Below are 14,886 nucleotides of genomic sequence, written 5' to 3'. Positions count from 1 at the left end.
GTGACGGGTGAATAAGGTGCGAGCAGTGCCCGGATCAGGCCATAGCAGTCAGTCAGGGACTGATCGAGATCAATGCCTGCTCGCAGAAAAAGCATAAATGTAGACCCCCGAATCTACCTGAATGCGCTGAGCAGGGCAAACCAGCACAGACCAGAGGACTGGCACTTTGCCACAACCCAAGGCATGCTAGGCGCCCTCTGGGCGTCTTTAAGGGGGCCTCGCGCCATAGCCGCCAAATCGCAGGATCACAACTTGCCCAATGTCACCGAGCCAATTCTCGCCAAAGCGTCCAGCCAATTGTTTGGTACACCTGTGCGCGGGACGTTAAAAAGCGCGTTGGCGGCTCTGGTTCTATTGCTGCTGGCGATGCTGCTCTGGTTAGTGATCGAGCAGTTCCGCGAAACAATCCAGCAAGAGCGCCAAACCAGCATCAATTACAGCGCCGACCTGGCCGATAGCATCAGCCTGAACATGGCCCTGCGAGCCGAGACCGCCCTCAACCTGCTTGCGACAGAGCAACCACCGAAAAACCTGCGCCAGCAACAAGCGCTGGTCCAACAACTGAGCCAATCCCTGCCAGCCCTTCAAAGCCTGGCCTTGCTGAGCCCTGCTGGCGAAGTGCTGCTAGATAGTACCGGCACCAGCCCGGACGCCGCGTTCCTGGCTGATTGGGTCAAACACAACCCCTCACGCAGCCGTACCGATGGCTATTACTTCAGCAACAACGCTGACGCCAGCCTGATCTATTTGTTACTGCACCAGCCCAACGCCGCCATGGATGGCTACTGGCTGCTGCGCATAAGCCCGAACCTGCTGCAAAACCTGGTGCATCAGAGCGCCAGCAGCATTCGCCCGCAATGGCTGCTCGAAAACAGCCAGACCCACAAAGTGCTCAGCCGTGCGCAAAAGCCGGTTACGCCAGCCACGGCCCTGAGCCAGCGCGATGAAAGCGACACCATACTTCTGACCCCCATAAGTCACAGCGACTGGCAATTGCGAGGGCTGTTCAATGAGCGCGCTGCAGTTGAACAGTTGCTGCCCGGGTTGATCGGCAAATGCCTTCTCGGTCTGCTGCTGTCGTTACTGCCAATAGCAGCACTGCTGAGTTTGCGCCGCCGCCAGCGCCGGTTGCATGAGGGCCGTCGTCGGTATCAGGATATTTTTGAAGGCACCGGCGTGGCCCTGTGCGTTCTCGACCTGTCGAGCCTGCGCGGATTTCTTGAACGAGAAAAACTACATGACAGCGACAACCTCAAGCGGTGGCTGGACAACAACCCGCAACATAGACGCCAACTTTTTGAGCAGTTGCGCATTACTGAAGTCAATCAGATGGCCATGCAGCTGCTGGAGGTCGACTCAGGCAACGGCGCCTGGCTAAAGCTGATCAGCAGCTCGACCATCGGTTACACAATTGTCGAGGCGGTGCTCAATCAACAGCAGCAACTTGAGCTGGAAATCAAGCTGACCCATGCCAATGCCCAGGATCAGCATTTATGGCTGGTGTTACGCCTGCCGGTGGACCGCGAGGATTATCACTCGGTCATCCTGAGCATCAGCGACATCACCAGCCGTAAGCTGATCGAATTGTCCCTGCAAGAACGCGAGAGCTTTTGGTCCGATGTCGTACGCACCGTGCCCGACCATCTCTATGTGCAGAATGTGATCAGCCAGCGAATCATTTTCAGCAACCATCACCTTGGGCAAACCCTGGGTTATAGCGCCATCGAACTGCAAGAAATGGGCGCTTATTTTTGGGAGCTACTGCTGCACCCCGAAGACGCCGAGCGTTATCACCAGTTACGCCAAGAACAACGGGACAACGGCTACAAAAACCTGATGCAGTGCCAACTGAGATTTCGCCATCACCAGGGCACTTGGCGGCGCTTCGACATCCGCGAGCAAGCCTTCGCCCGGGACACGGGAGATCAAGTCACACGTGTTGTGGGGGTGGCCAAAGACATCACTGACCAGATTGAAGCCAGCGAGTCATTGCGCGACAGCGAACAACGTTATCGGATGCTGGCCGAAAGCATCAGCGACGTTATTTTCTCTACCGACAGCACGTTACGCATGAACTACCTCAGCCCCTCGATACAGACCGTACTGGGGTACGAGGCACAATGGGTGTTCGACAATGGCTGGCAATCGATTATCGCCACCCCACAACAGCTGGAGGGTATTTTCAGCCTGATCAAGCGCGTCAGTAACGCGCTCGACAAGCCCCAGCAACTGTCGGCCCTGCGATCCCAGATGCAAACCCAGGTATTCCTGCTCGATTGCTTGCGTGCCGACGGGCATACCGTCCCGATCGAACTGCGCCTGGTACTGGTGTGGGATGAAAACGATACCTTCGAAGGCATCCTGGGTGTTGGCCGTGATATCAGTCAGCAGCGGCGTGCAGAAAAAGATCTGCGCATGGCTGCCACGGTATTCGAACACTCCACCTCGGCCATCCTGATTACGGATCCCGCGGGCTATATCGTGCAAGCCAACGAAGCATTCAGCCGGGTCAGCGGTTATGCCGTATCACAGGTGCTCGACCAATTGCCGAGCATGCTGACCGTTGATGCCCAGCAGCGCGCGCACCTCACCTATGTGCTCAAACAACTGAATCAGCACGGCACCTGGGAAGGTGAAGTCTGGCTCAAGCGCCTCAACGGCGAACACTACCCGGCCTGGGTCGGCATTACGGCCGTGTTCGACGACGAGGGTGATCTGGCCAGCTATGTATGCTTTTTCAGTGACATCAGTGAACGCAAGGCCAGCGAGCAGCGTATCCACCGCCTGGCCTATTACGATGCCCTGACCCACCTGCCCAACCGCACCCTGTTTCAGGATCGTCTGCACACCGCACTGCAACAGGCCGAACGTAACAAGTCGTGGGTTGTGCTGATGTTCCTCGATCTTGACCGTTTCAAGCCGATCAACGATTCCTTGGGCCACGCGGCAGGCGACCGCATGCTCAAGGACATGGCCATTCGCTTGCTGGCCTGCGTCGGCGACGACGATACCGTGGCCCGCATGGGTGGCGATGAGTTCACCTTGCTGTTGCAGTCACGCGTCACTCGCGAACTGGCCTTGAACCGCGCAATCAGCGTGGCCGAGCACATCCTTGCCAGCCTGGTAAAACCCTTCGTACTCGAAAGCCGCGAGTTCTTCGTCACGGCCAGTATTGGCATCGCCCTGAGCCCGCAAGACGGCAACGAACTCAGCCAACTGATGAAAAACGCCGACACCGCGATGTACCACGCCAAGGAACGCGGCAAAAACAACTTCCAGTTCTATCAGGCGGACATGAACGCCAGCGCCCTGGAGCGTCTTGAACTTGAAAGCGACTTGCGCCACGCGCTGGAACAGCAGGAGTTCATCCTTTATTACCAGCCGCAATTCAGCGGCGACGGCAAACGCCTGACCGGGGTCGAGGCGCTGCTGCGCTGGAACCACTCAAGGCGCGGCCTGGTACCACCCGGCGACTTTATCCCGGTTCTCGAAGAACTGGGGCTGGTGGTCGAGGTGGGTGACTGGGTACTGGCCGAAGCCTGTCGCCAGCTCAAGCTCTGGCACCAGGCCAAAGTGCGTGTGCCCAAAGTCTCGGTCAATATCTCGGCGCGCCAGTTCTCCGATGGCCAACTGGGCACACGCATTGCCAATATCCTCAAGGAAACCGGCCTGTCGCCTGCCTGCCTGGAGCTTGAGCTGACCGAAAGCATCCTGATGCGTGAAGTCAGCGAGGCCCTGCATATTCTCGCCAGCCTGAAAAACCTCGGCCTGAGCATTGCCGTGGACGACTTTGGCACCGGTTACTCGTCGCTCAACTACCTCAAACAGTTCCCCATCGACGTGTTGAAAATCGACCGTACCTTTGTCGATGGCCTGCCCGCAGGCGAGCAAGACGCACAGATAGCCCGTGCAATCATTGCGATGGCCCACAGCCTCAACCTTGCGGTAATCGCTGAAGGCGTGGAGACCCACGAACAGCTGGATTTCCTGCGCGAGCACGGCTGCGATGAGGTCCAGGGCTACCTGTTTGGCCGACCGATGCCGGCACACCTGCTGGTCAAGCAGCTGCGAGCGGCAAGTGATGAACTTCAAGCTTGAAGCTTGAAGCTTGCAGCTTGCAGCTTGCAACTGACGACCATGAATCGCATTCATATGCCAGATAAAACCCTTTGAGTTAGAATGCCTTCCTTTTCTGCCCCGATCCTTGAGGACCGCCATGTTCAGCCGTGATTTGACACTTGCCAAGTTCGACGCCGACCTTTTTGCCGCCATGGAGCAAGAAGCTCAGCGCCAGGAAGAACATATTGAGCTGATCGCTTCGGAAAACTACACCAGCCCAGCGGTGATGGAAGCTCAAGGCTCGGTATTGACCAACAAATACGCCGAAGGCTACCCGGGTAAGCGCTACTACGGCGGCTGCGAATACGTCGACGTAGTTGAGCAACTGGCTATCGACCGTGCAAAAGAACTGTTCGGCGCCGATTACGCCAACGTTCAGCCGCACGCCGGTTCCCAGGCCAACAGCGCTGTTTACCTGGCCCTTTTGTCGGCTGGCGACACCATCCTGGGCATGAGCCTGGCCCACGGCGGTCACTTGACCCACGGCGCCAGCGTTTCGTCCTCGGGCAAGCTGTACAACGCCATCCAGTACGGTATCGATGCCAACGGTCTGATCGACTACGACGAAGTTGAGCGCCTGGCCGTTGAACACAAGCCAAAAATGATCGTGGCTGGTTTCTCTGCTTACTCGCAGATCCTCGACTTCCCACGTTTCCGTGCAATCGCTGACAAGGTTGGCGCCTACCTGTTCGTGGACATGGCTCACGTAGCCGGTCTGGTTGCAGCGGGTGTTTACCCGAACCCGGTTCCATTTGCGGACGTAGTGACCACCACTACCCACAAAACCCTGCGCGGTCCACGTGGCGGCCTGATCCTGGCCAAAGCCAACGCCGACATCGAGAAGAAGCTGAACTCTGCTGTTTTCCCAGGTTCGCAAGGCGGCCCGCTGGAGCACGTTATCGCCGCCAAGGCCGTGTGCTTCAAAGAAGCTCTGCAACCAGAGTTCAAGGCTTACCAGCAACAAGTCGTGAAAAACGCTCAGGCCATGGCTTCGGTATTTATCGAACGTGGTTTTGACGTGGTATCGGGCGGTACTGAAAACCACCTATTCCTGCTGTCGCTGATCAAGCAGGACATCTCCGGTAAAGACGCTGACGCCGCACTGGGCAAAGCCTTCATCACCGTAAACAAAAACTCCGTACCGAACGATCCGCGCTCCCCGTTCGTGACCTCGGGTCTGCGTTTCGGTACTCCAGCAGTTACCACTCGCGGCTTCAAAGTAGAAGAATGCCGTGAACTGGCTACCTGGATCTGCGACATCCTGGCTGATATCAACAACGAAGCCGTTATCGACGCCGTTCGCGAGAAAGTCAAAGCCATTTGCGCCAAGCTGCCGGTCTACGGCAACTGAGTGTAAATAGCTAAACAAGAAGCCCGGCTTATTAGCCGGGCTTTTTATGGCGTCGGTTATTTTGAAACATATAGCGCAGCGCACCTGCACAATAACAACCTAGTCTGAACTTTATGCTTTTCATCCATTGCAGAGTTCAGACCATGACTAACGACACTCAAAAATCCTTTATCGCCACCTTACAAGTACCGAACTACAACCTTGATCTACTGGGCACACTTTACGGCCAGCCGGTAATGGTCACAGACTTGCTGGGCAGTGGCGGCGTCTTCTCCGGCCGACCGCAGACCCGCGACGACTCGGGCGCCATCGGCATACAGCCGCATGCCAACGGCGGGGTCAAGGCGCCACTCAAGCTTTACTTCCGCCATACTGCCAAGGGCTATGAAATACATATTAAACACACTGAGAAGTATGATCACCACCGGCTGGCTAAAAATCATTTAGACAATATCTATGCGAGAAGTCCGACATTAAAAGACCCTCTTGCCTTCACACTACTTAGTCAACAAAACGCCACCGTTACGGGGGACACTTTGCTTGAACGTCATACACTCATTACGTTAAAGACCCACAACAACAGGTCTATCGGCATAAAGAAAGTTAAAGGTTCCCCTTACCACTATTTAGCCGAGACAGACGAAAGAAACAAAATGGTATTTCTGTTAACTATTCTCGAAAGAAACGTGCCTTATTAATTATCAACTTATTCTTCTGTGGGAGCTGGCCTGCCAGCGATGGTTTCGACCTGGTTTATCTGAAAGACCGCATTGCCTGAATCGCGAGCAGGCTCGCTCCCACAAAATGTAGTCCGTGACATGTTTACTTAGGCTGCAAACGCCAGCCCAATACATTCAACAGGTCACAGCCGTCACGAAGCAATAGTGCCGCAGTGATGGCCAGATGCTTGATATCAACGGAGTCTGCCTGCAACAGATCGCGGCTGGAAAAGGTTTCCATCATCTGGGTGACGGCCTGAACGCGAGCAACGGCGTTGGCATGCAACACATCCAGTGGGGCGTTGCGGTCGATCAATAATGCGGGGATTGTGCAGTCGATGGCAGTTAGCGGTATGTACGGAGAATCAGTCATAAAGGGTGCTCCCATGCTTAAGGTTTGGGCCATTGATTCTCGTCGCCAAACGAAAACAGGTGGCCGCTATACGCGGGTTGGCGAACCGGTAACCTCAAGCAAAACCCGGCAGATCCGAAGATCTCCCACGCATAGCTGCCATAAAGCACAGCGAGCAAAATACACGCTCGCCCATAGATAGCAATAAGGCATTGCATTGAAGTGTTTCCAGGTCGCCAAACCCGGTCGCCTTTAGGGCGATCGCTGACTATAGGCATCGAGCTCGTGGCGCAGCAATTGGCAAAGCTGTGCGAAAAATCTGCTATTTCCGTGAGGCGAGAAAATCAAAAGCCCCTAGCTGCGCAAACCCCTCGCGAATCTTTGCCTCAGGCAAGTCATCGGCAATAAACACCATCACGCTTTCACGCGCTTCACCTTCGGCCCACTCGGTGTCCCAATCAAAGCCATACAACTTGAGCACACCCTGAAACACCAACCGGCGATCTTCGCCAGCAATGCTCAGCACGCCCTTGTAGCGCAGCAACTGCGTGCCGTGATCTTCCAGCAGTTCGTTCATAAATGCGCTAAGGCTGTCGATATCCAGCGGTTTATCGGTGCGCAACACCACACTGGAGATACGGTCGATGGACGCCGCAGGCTGCACCGGGCGCAAGCTCAGGCCACCGCCCAGGTCTGCGTTCAGGTTAAACCCGCGCACATCCAGCAACTCGGCCAGATCAATCTTGCCGTGCTCGACCACGCGAATCGGCGCTCGACGGTTGATGCGGGTCAGGCGCTCACTCAGGGCAGCAAAGGTGGCGTCATCCACCAGGTCGCGCTTGCTTACCAGCAGGCGGTCAGCAAAGCCTATTTGCGCTTGGGCAATGGTCTGGCTCAGGTGTACATCGGCGTGGGCGGCGTCCACCAGGGTGATGATGCCGTCCAGCAGGTAACGCTCGCGCAGTTCTTCGTCAATAAAGAAGGTTTGCGCCACCGGCGCCGGATCGGCCAGGCCGGTGCATTCGATCACCAGTCGGTCGAAGGCGATTTCACCGCTGTCCAGGCGTTCAAGCAGCAGATACAGCGCTTTGGTCAGGTCGGTGTGGATGGTGCAGCACACGCAGCCATTGGCCAAGGTCATCACTTGCACCGGCTCGTCGCCCAGCAACTGGGTATCGATCCCGGCATCGCTGAATTCGTTCTCGATCACGGCGATTTTCAGGCCGTGCTCGGCCTTGAGCAGGTAGCGCAACAACGTGGTTTTACCGGCCCCCAAAAAACCGCTGAGGATGGTGACGGGGATGGGAGAGGACATGCAGAGTCTCCTGAAAAATACAGCCAAAAACAAATATGGGAGCGAGCCTGCACGCGATTCAAGCAACGCGGTGTAACTAATACACCGCAGCGCCCTTCTCGCGAGCAGGCTCGCTCCCACATTAATTAAATACAGCTCACCCTTGGCGGGTTAACAGCACTTGGGCCCGCCCTTGCCGCCGTAACGAGCCTCCTGGCGTTCGCGAAAGAACGCTTCGTAGGTCATGACCGGCTTGTCCGGGTGTTTGGTTTGCATATGCTCGACGTAGTTGTCGTAGTCGGGCATGCCGACCATCAGGCGTGCGGCCTGACCGAGGTATTTACCGAGGCGACTCAGGTCATTGAACATGGTTGCAACCCTCTGTTAAGCATCCGGCATGGCTTGGTACGGCGACTCTTTATCCGTACGTTCTTTGCTGCCCCATGCAGCTATACCCACTTTGATCGCAAAGAACAGAATACTGAACACCACGAACAGAAACAGCACGGTCAAACCGGCGTTGGTGTAGGCGTTGATGATCACGTGTTGCATCTGGTCGATGTTTTTCGCCGGGGCAATCACTTGGCCTGCGTCCAGTGCAGTGCTGTATTTCTTGGCCAAGGCCAGGAAACCAACCGCCGGGTTGGCGTCGAACAATTTGATAAAGCCCGCGACGGTGGTGCAGATCAGCAGCCAGATCGCTGGCAGCATGGTTACCCAAATGTAGCGCTGGCGCTTCATTTTGATCAGCACAACGGTTGCCAGCATCAGCGCGATACCCGCCAGCATCTGGTTAGAGATACCGAACAGCGGCCACAGGGTGTTGATGCCGCCCAATGGATCGATCACGCCCTGATACAGCAGGTAGCCCCACATCGCCACACACAGGCCGGTTGCCAGCAGGTTGGCGCCCCAGGACTCGGTGCGCTTGAGTGCCGGGACAAAGCTGCCGAGCAGGTCTTGCAGCATAAAGCGACCGGCACGTGTACCGGCGTCAACCGCAGTCAGAATGAACAGTGCTTCAAACAAAATAGCGAAGTGATACCAGAACGCCATGGTGTTTTCGCCCGGCAACACGTTGTGCAGGATCTGAGCGATACCTACAGCCAGTGTCGGTGCACCGCCAGCACGGGCCAACACAGTGGTTTCACCGATGTCCTTGGCCAGCGCGGTCAGCGCATCCGGAGTAATTGCAAAACCCCAGCTGCTAACGGTCTGGGCCACAGTCACCACGTCACCGCCGACGATAGCCGCCGGGCTGTTCATGGCGAAGTACACACCCGGCTCGATCACCGAAGCAGCAACCATCGCCATAATGGCCACGAAGGATTCCATCAACATCGCGCCATAACCGATGTAACGAGCGTTGCTTTCGTTATCCAGCAGCTTGGGTGTCGTACCCGAGGCAATCAGCGCGTGGAAACCCGATACCGCGCCGCAGGCAATGGTGATGAACAGGAACGGGAACAGGCCGCCTTTCCAGACTGGGCCAGTGCCATCGGTGAACTGGGTCAGCGCGGGCATTTTCAGCTCGGGCATGGTAACCAGAATGCCGATTGCCAAGGCCACGATGGTGCCGATTTTAAGGAACGTCGACAGGTAGTCACGCGGAGCCAGAACCAGCCACACCGGCAATACCGCCGCGACAAAACCATAACCGATCAGCATCCAGGTGATTTGCGTACCGGTGAAGGTAAACACCGGAGCCCACTCCGGGCTGGCCGCAATTTGGCCCCCCAGCCAGATCGAACCGAGCAACAGCAGTACACCGACAACCGAGATTTCACCGATGCGGCCCGGGCGGATGTAGCGCATGTAAATGCCCATGAACATCGCGATCGGGATGGTCGCCATCACCGTGAACATGCCCCACGGGCTCTCGGCCAAGGCCTTGACCACGATCAGCGCCAGCACCGCGAGGATGATGATCATGATCAGGAAGCAGCCAAACAGCGCGATGGTGCCAGGCACCTTGCCCATTTCCTCGCGCACCATGTCGCCCAAGGAGCGACCGTTGCGGCGAGTGGACATGAACAGGACCATAAAGTCCTGCACCGCGCCTGCCAGTACGACACCGGCGATCAGCCAAAGCGTGCCCGGCAGGTAGCCCATTTGTGCGGCCAATACGGGACCGACCAAGGGGCCAGCGCCAGCGATCGCAGCAAAGTGGTGACCAAAAAGAATGTGTTTGTTGGTCGGCACATAGTCCAGACCATCATTGTTGAGCACCGCAGGCGTCGCGCGACCAGAGTCGAGCTGCATTACCTTGGTAGCGATAAACAAACTGTAATAGCGATAAGCAACCAGATAGATGGCAACCGCTGCCACTACGATCCACAAGGCGTTGATCGCCTCCCCTCGACGCAATGCCACTACGCCAAGGGCGCAGGCTCCTACTATTGCCAGCACCAGCCACGGAATGTGGCGTAGCAGGCTATTTTTATTATTCATTTTTAAATTCCGGCCAGTTGGACAAGAAAGACTGCTTCCGGAGTTTAGCGCTCTTGGCCCTAAAGACCAGCCCCTGACATTGATCTAGAGCCTTCTTTTGCGGATTTGTGCTGGGCGGCGCTGCACATTTTGTCCATGCAACGCCGCTGTCTGCCCCGGCCAGTTGAGCAGACACTGCGATCACCCCTTGCAGGTTTTTTTACCAATTTGAACCCTACTCGAACAACGCATCCAGCGCCTGTTCCAGACGGGTCACGCCAATCACTTTCAGGCCCGGCGGGGACTCTTTGGGGGCGTTGCCCTTGGGCACGATGGCGCGTTTGAAGCCGTGCTTGGCCGCTTCCTTAAGCCGCTCCTGACCGCTGGGCACCGGCCGCACTTCGCCCGACAGACCGACTTCACCAAACACCAGCAGGTCGTGAGGCAGTGGACGATTGCGCAGGCTGGACATCACGGCGGCCATCAGTGCCAGGTCGGAGGCGGTTTCCAGCACCTTGACCCCGCCCACCACGTTAAGGAATACATCCTGATCATGGGTGGGAATACCGCCGTGGCGATGCAAGACCGCAAGCAACATAGCCAGACGGTTCTGATCCAGGCCCAGGGTCACCCGGCGCGGGTTGGACATGTGGCTGTCGTCAACCAGCGCCTGCACTTCAACCAGCATCGGGCGGGTGCCTTCCCAGGTAGCCATAACCACACTGCCCGGGACTTCTTCCTGCGCGCGGGTAAGGAAAATCGCCGATGGGTTGGAGACTTCTTTCAGGCCCTTGTCGGTCATGCCGAACACACCCAACTCATTGACCGCGCCAAAACGGTTTTTCACTGCCCGCAGCAAACGCAAGCGACCGTCAGACTCACCCTCGAAATACAACACGGTATCGACCATGTGCTCCAGCACTCGCGGCCCGGCCAACGCGCCTTCTTTGGTCACGTGGCCCACCAGGAAAATCGCCGTACCGCTGGACTTGGCATAGCGCACCAGCAACGCCGCACTCTCGCGCACTTGCGACACGCCACCCGGTGCTGATTGCAGCTGTTCGGTGAAGATGGTCTGGATCGAGTCGATTACCATGACCTTGGGCTTCTCGACCTTGGCGGTGGCGATGATGTTTTCGATACAGGTTTCAGTCATCACTTTGAGCTGGTCCTGCGGCAACCCTAAACGCCGGGCGCGCATGGCCACTTGCTGCTGGGACTCTTCGCCGGTGACATACAACGCGGGCATGCGCGTCGCCATCTGACACAAGGTTTGCAGGAGAATGGTGGATTTGCCGATACCGGGATCACCGCCGATCAATACCACCGAGCCATCTACCAGACCGCCACCGAGCACTCGATCCAGTTCGCCGGAGGCGGTGGAAAAGCGCGGAATTTCGGCAATGCTGACTTCGGCCAGGGTTTTGATCTGGGCTTGTTGCCCGGTCCAGCCGGTGCGGCCGCTGGGTGGTGCGGCAGCCCCGCTTTCAACAATGGTTTCCACCAGGGTGTTCCAGACGCCGCACTCGCCGCACTGCCCGGCCCACTTGGGAAAGGTTGCGCCGCACTCGGTGCAGCCGTAAATGCGCTTGGGCTTGGCCATCTGAACTCCACGGAAAAACCGCGATGATAGCCCACTGAGCCTTGATCAGCGCGCAACCGGCATGCGGATTTCGCCATTGGCCAGCCGAGCGGCACTGTTGCCCAGTGCATCTTCGGCATTCAGGTCGGCGCCTTTACGTGACAAGTCGTTGAGCAGCTCGACCCGTTTAAACAGGCCCGCGTACATCGCGGCAGTCTGCCCCGCGCCATTGCGCTGATCGGGATTGCAGGCGGTCGCCATCAAGCGATGGGCGATCTTGAGTTCGCCTTTGAAAATAGCGCCCATCAGGGCGGTGTTGCCACGCTTGTCTTGCACACAGGCATTGGCACCTGCCTTGAGCAAATGTTCAACCGCCTCTGACTGGCCGTTATAGGCCGCGAGAATCAGCGCGGTGTAGCCTTTGCTGTCTTGAGTATCGAGGGCGTAACCGGACTCGATAAAGGTATCGAGTATCGCCACATCCCCGCGCCGTGCGGCGTCGAAATAGTAGCCCTGAAGCTGGCCCCCAACATTGGACTCATCGGCCAGCGCCATTGCACTCATCAGCAGCAAGGCAACAGATATAAAAATACGCATGATTACAGTTCCCCTGAATGCCACTGCACCCTGTGGGAGCGGCGGTGCGACGACTCGACGTGCTCGCGATGCAGGCGCTGCGGTCTGGCGGGCAGACTGCAGTGATGTCATCGCGAGCAAGCCCGCTCCCACAAAAGCACAGTTTTCGGTTAATCCACCAATTTGGCAGCCAGTGCCTTGACCCGACTCAGATCGCCCTTGGCGACCTTGGTCACGCCGGTGCCGTACTCGGGATCAGCCTTGTAAAGGAACGACAGGATGATGTGTTTGCTTTCGTCATCGGTTGTTGCCAACGAACCACCAAAGCTCTCAATCAGGTCCTGACGCTCTTTCTTGCTGAAGGAGCGGTAAAGATCGCCCGCCTGTTTGAAGTTTTGCTCACGCTGAATTTTCGCCTGCTGGGTGGTGCCCGACAGCGGCATTTCGCTATAGCGCGCAGCTTGCGGCTCTTCACGCGGCATCAAGCGGCTCGGCTGGTAGTTCACACCCGAAGTGCTGTGACCCAGGTTCATTGCACCGTCCTGATTGCCATTATTCACCGCTACACGTGGAGCGTTGATCGGCAACTGCATGGCGTTGGCGCCCAAACGGTACATCTGGGTGTCGGCATACGAGAACACCCGACCTTGCAGCAAACGGTCTTCAGATGGCTCGATACCAGGCACCAGGTTGGCCGGGGCCATGGCGACCTGCTCGGTTTCCTGGAACACATTGGCCGGGTTGCGGTTCAGGACCATTTGCCCGACTTTGCGCTCAGGCACGTTCGGCCAGATCTTGGTCGCATCCAACGGGTCAAAGTCGAATGACTTCAAGTCTTCAGGCTTGAGCACCTGCACGTACAAATCCCACTTGGGGAAATCACCCTTGTTGATATGAGTGACCAGGTCGTTGGTCATGTGGCTGTAGTCCTGGCCCTGAACCTGTGTGACTTGTTTCGGGTCAAGGTTGCTCAGCCCCTGCAGGCTCTTCCAGTGGAACTTCACATAACGCACGTCGCCTTTGGCGCTGATCAGTTTGTAGGCGTGAACACCGTTACCGTCCATTTCGCGGTAGCTGGCCGGTGTACCCGCGTTGGAGTACAGCTCGGTCAAGGTACGGGTGGCTTCCGGGACGTGGGAGAAGAAGTCGAAACGGCGCGAGTCGTCGTCAAGGTTGGTACGCGGGTCTGGCTTGAAGGCGTGAACCATGTCCGGGAACTTGATCGCGTCACGGATAAAGAAGGTAGGGAAGTTGTTGCCAACCAGGTCCCAGTTGCCGTCAGCGGTATAGAACTTGGTGGCAAAGCCGCGCGGATCGCGCAGGGTTTCTGGCGAGTGGTTGCCATGCACCACGGCCGAGAAGCGCACAAATACCGGCGTGGTTTCGCCAGCGGCAAACACCCGGGCCTTGGTCAGGTCACTCAGGTCATTGGTGACAGTAAACGTACCGTGTGCGCCTGTACCGCGCGCATGCACTACACGCTCCGGGATACGTTCACGGTCAAAACGCTGAAGTTTCTGCAGCAACTGCACGTCTTGCAGTAGTACCGGGCCATTGGCCCCTGCGGTTTGAGAGTTCTGGTTATCACCGACAGCTGCACCGTTATCACGGGTCAGGGTTGCCGCGTGAACCGAAACCGAAAGCAAACTGGCGCTTAAAACACATAACAGGCGGCGCTGTGAAAGCGTCCCGAAGCCAAAGTGGATGGTCATGCGTAAGTCCTCTGGTTATTGGATGTGCATAGCACTGACCAAAGGCTAGAGACCTACGGGGCAAATTCTAAATAGAAAGGTCGCAAGCCGGCGATTGAGAAAAAGGTCTGGCTTTAACCCAATCAATGGCGTATCCGCGCCAGTTGCGAGCCTGTTGAAAACTTATGGCGTTGGCGCTGGTCGATTACAGCGCCTGCGAGTATTCAACTGCGCGGGCATGATCCTGCAGGCTGATTTACACTGCACCTACCAACCTCATCTGTAACAAGGAATAACCTATGGGCGTGATAAGTGAGTTCAAGGCCTTCGCGGTCAAAGGGAACGTGGTCGATATGGCCGTCGGTATCATCATCGGCGCGGCATTTGGCAAAATCGTTTCATCCTTTGTGGGTGACGTAGTCATGCCACCGCTGGGGTTGTTGATTGGCGGTGTGGACTTCAGTGACCTTGCCATTACGCTGAAAGCCGCAGTTGGCGATGCGCCAGCAGTGGTCGTGGCATATGGCAAGTTCATCCAGAGCGTGATCGATTTTATCATCGTCGCATTCGCCATCTTTATGGGTGTGAAGGCAATCAACCGCCTGAAGCGCGAAGAAGCGGTCGCTCCTAGCGCCCCGCCATTGCCTTCCAAAGAAGAAGAACTGCTGGGCGAAATTCGCGACTTGCTCAAAGTGCAAAACAACCGGCCATAAGGGTTCACAACAAACAATGGCGCCCATAAGGCGCCATTGTTTATTTATGCCACACGCAA

General features: G+C 56.9%; 11 protein-coding genes. 4 read left to right on the top strand and 7 right to left on the bottom strand.

All coding sequences use genetic code 11. From position 1 onward, the window contains the following. The first annotated feature begins 252 nt into the window (after positions 1–252). The 3 genes from V6L79_RS06625 to V6L79_RS06615 all read left to right on the top strand — a co-directional run bounded on the left by V6L79_RS06625 (position 253) and on the right by V6L79_RS06615 (position 6,168). On the top strand, positions 253–4,098 hold the full coding sequence (locus tag V6L79_RS06625) for an EAL domain-containing protein (RefSeq protein WP_338579973.1): 3,846 nt from the start codon (positions 253–255) through the stop codon (positions 4,096–4,098). Positions 4,099–4,216: 118 nt separating this feature from the next. Next, positions 4,217–5,470 carry a serine hydroxymethyltransferase gene (gene glyA, locus V6L79_RS06620; RefSeq protein ID WP_019824044.1) on the top strand — a complete coding sequence of 418 codons (1,254 nt, stop codon included), beginning with the start codon at positions 4,217–4,219 and terminating at the stop codon, positions 5,468–5,470. A 143-nt stretch (positions 5,471–5,613) separates the two neighbouring features. Further along, complete coding sequence (locus V6L79_RS06615) at positions 5,614–6,168, top strand: hypothetical protein (RefSeq protein WP_338579972.1); 555 nt, start codon at positions 5,614–5,616, stop codon at positions 6,166–6,168. 124 nt (positions 6,169–6,292) lie between these two features. On the opposite strand, the gene V6L79_RS06610 is transcribed toward V6L79_RS06615, so the two are convergent. The 7 genes from V6L79_RS06610 to katB form a co-directional block, all read right to left on the bottom strand. Then, positions 6,293–6,562: a short-chain dehydrogenase gene (locus V6L79_RS06610; RefSeq protein WP_321835803.1), complete on the bottom strand. Its 270-nt coding sequence runs from the start codon at positions 6,560–6,562 to the stop codon at positions 6,293–6,295. Positions 6,563–6,863: 301 nt separating this feature from the next. Beyond that, positions 6,864–7,856, bottom strand: coding sequence for a GTPase (yjiA, locus tag V6L79_RS06605; RefSeq protein WP_338579971.1), 993 nt, complete (start codon positions 7,854–7,856; stop codon positions 6,864–6,866). Positions 7,857–8,006: 150 nt separating this feature from the next. Next, entirely contained in the window at positions 8,007–8,204 is a 198-nt protein-coding gene (locus V6L79_RS06600; protein WP_003443968.1) for a YbdD/YjiX family protein, read from the bottom strand. 15 nt (positions 8,205–8,219) lie between these two features. Then, entirely contained in the window at positions 8,220–10,286 is a 2,067-nt protein-coding gene (locus V6L79_RS06595; protein WP_261740888.1) for a carbon starvation CstA family protein, read from the bottom strand. Positions 10,287–10,500: 214 nt separating this feature from the next. Then, complete coding sequence (gene radA / locus V6L79_RS06590; protein ID WP_261740887.1) at positions 10,501–11,868, bottom strand: DNA repair protein RadA; 1,368 nt, start codon at positions 11,866–11,868, stop codon at positions 10,501–10,503. A 45-nt stretch (positions 11,869–11,913) separates the two neighbouring features. After that, positions 11,914–12,411 (bottom strand): ankyrin repeat domain-containing protein, encoded by a 498-nt coding sequence (locus V6L79_RS06585; RefSeq protein WP_405046643.1) that lies wholly within the window; start codon positions 12,409–12,411, stop codon positions 11,914–11,916. A 182-nt stretch (positions 12,412–12,593) separates the two neighbouring features. Continuing rightward, positions 12,594–14,135, bottom strand: a complete 1,542-nt coding sequence (katB, locus tag V6L79_RS06580; protein WP_338579969.1) for a catalase KatB — start codon at positions 14,133–14,135, stop codon at positions 12,594–12,596. A gap of 278 nt (positions 14,136–14,413) precedes the next feature. Between katB and mscL the strand changes: the two genes are divergently transcribed. Continuing rightward, on the top strand, positions 14,414–14,827 hold the full coding sequence (gene mscL / locus V6L79_RS06575) for a large-conductance mechanosensitive channel protein MscL (RefSeq protein ID WP_048359302.1): 414 nt from the start codon (positions 14,414–14,416) through the stop codon (positions 14,825–14,827). Positions 14,828–14,886 lie beyond the last annotated feature (59 nt).

The sequence above is a fragment of the Pseudomonas sp. ML2-2023-6 genome (genome assembly GCF_037055265.1).
Lineage (GTDB): Bacteria > Pseudomonadota > Gammaproteobacteria > Pseudomonadales > Pseudomonadaceae > Aquipseudomonas > Aquipseudomonas kulmbachensis.
This window is presented reverse-complemented; position numbering and strand designations above follow the sequence as displayed.

What these genes read in the sequence shown, in the direction of transcription:
- glyA (WP_019824044.1), top strand. Translation starts at nt 4,217, where the DNA reads ATGTTCAGCCGTGATTTGACACTTGCCAAGTTCGACGCCGACCTTTTT.
- V6L79_RS06615 (WP_338579972.1), top strand. Translation starts at nt 5,614, where the DNA reads ATGACTAACGACACTCAAAAATCCTTTATCGCCACCTTACAAGTACCG.
- V6L79_RS06610 (WP_321835803.1), bottom strand. Translation starts at nt 6,562, where the DNA reads ATGACTGATTCTCCGTACATACCGCTAACTGCCATCGACTGCACAATC.
- yjiA (WP_338579971.1), bottom strand. Translation starts at nt 7,856, where the DNA reads ATGTCCTCTCCCATCCCCGTCACCATCCTCAGCGGTTTTTTGGGGGCC.
- V6L79_RS06600 (WP_003443968.1), bottom strand. Translation starts at nt 8,204, where the DNA reads ATGTTCAATGACCTGAGTCGCCTCGGTAAATACCTCGGTCAGGCCGCA.
- V6L79_RS06595 (WP_261740888.1), bottom strand. Translation starts at nt 10,286, where the DNA reads ATGAATAATAAAAATAGCCTGCTACGCCACATTCCGTGGCTGGTGCTG.
- radA (WP_261740887.1), bottom strand. Translation starts at nt 11,868, where the DNA reads ATGGCCAAGCCCAAGCGCATTTACGGCTGCACCGAGTGCGGCGCAACC.
- V6L79_RS06585 (WP_405046643.1), bottom strand. Translation starts at nt 12,411, where the DNA reads ATGAGTGCAATGGCGCTGGCCGATGAGTCCAATGTTGGGGGCCAGCTT.
- katB (WP_338579969.1), bottom strand. Translation starts at nt 14,135, where the DNA reads ATGACCATCCACTTTGGCTTCGGGACGCTTTCACAGCGCCGCCTGTTA.
- mscL (WP_048359302.1), top strand. Translation starts at nt 14,414, where the DNA reads ATGGGCGTGATAAGTGAGTTCAAGGCCTTCGCGGTCAAAGGGAACGTG.